The organism is Vibrio sp. Vb0937 (assembly GCF_033338855.1).
Map to the genome: position 1 here is coordinate 1 of NZ_JAWOTK010000386.1, position 1,107 is coordinate 1,107.

The following is a 1,107-nucleotide window of genomic DNA, read 5'->3' on the forward strand; positions in this document are numbered from 1 at the left end:
GACCCTCGTTTTACCATCATTCATGGCCCGTTTTCTGGCATGGCTCAATACGCAGAAGAGTATGACCTAGTTGGTAAAGTAGACGGTGTACTATTGGATCTTGGTGTGTCTTCGCCTCAGCTGGATGACGCAGAGCGTGGCTTCAGCTTTATGAAAGATGGCCCGCTAGATATGCGCATGGATCCAACTTCAGGCATCCCGGTTTCTCAATGGTTGATGGAAGCGGATCTGGATGACATCACTTGGGTGATTCGTGAATTCGGTGAAGACAAACACGCTCGTCGTATTGCTCGTGCGATTGTGGAATACCGTGAAAACGAAGAGAACGAGCCAATGGTTCGTACTGGTCAGTTGGCAAAACTGATCTCTGAAGCAGCACCAAAAAGTTTTAAAGAGAAAAAGCACCCAGCGACGCGTGCTTTCCAAGCGTTCCGTATTTACATCAACAGTGAGTTAGAAGAAATTGATACTGCACTGAAAGGCGCGGCTCGTATTTTAGCTCCTGAAGGTCGTTTATCTGTCATCAGTTTCCATTCGTTGGAAGACCGCATGGTAAAACGCTTTATCCGCAAAGAAAGTAAAGGTCCTGAGGTTCCACATGGGATTCCTTTGACGGAAGCGCAAATCAAAGAGCTTGGCAGCGCAAACATGAAAACTGTTGGCAAAGCGATAAAACCGAGCAAACAAGAAATTGACATGAACCCTCGTTCGCGCAGTTCTGTGCTAAGAATTGCTGAAAAGCTTTAATTGTTATGACGAAACCCACTCCCAACCTTGCTAAGTTGATCGCCACGGATTTAATTACCGTTGGTCGCTGGTCATTACTATTGTTGCTATTGATCATGGCCTCAGCACTGGGAGTGGTATTTGCTACCCACCATGCGCGTCAAGCGATCACTGAAAAAGATCACACTCTGGTTGAGCGCGAGCGATTAGATAGCGAATGGCGCAACCTGATGTTGGAAGAAACCGCCTTAGCAGAACACAGTCGAGTGCAAGATCTTGCGAAAAAGGATCTTGAAATGAAACGACCTGATGGCGATAAAGAAGTGGTTATCACGCTAAAATGATAAGAAAGAAAACAAACGCTAAACAAGGAAATAAGCG

The 1,107-nt window shown here is 46.0% G+C and carries 2 protein-coding genes; both read left to right on the forward strand.

What is annotated here, in order from left to right:
• The coding region (gene rsmH / locus R7P67_RS25910; RefSeq protein WP_318086467.1) for a 16S rRNA (cytosine(1402)-N(4))-methyltransferase RsmH at positions 1 to 747 on the forward strand (747 nt) is incomplete at its 5' end.
• Between the two features lie 5 nt (positions 748 to 752).
• Entirely contained in the window at positions 753 to 1,070 is a 318-nt protein-coding gene (ftsL, locus tag R7P67_RS25915; RefSeq protein ID WP_318086468.1) for a cell division protein FtsL, read from the forward strand.
• Positions 1,071 to 1,107: the final 37 nt, after the last annotated feature.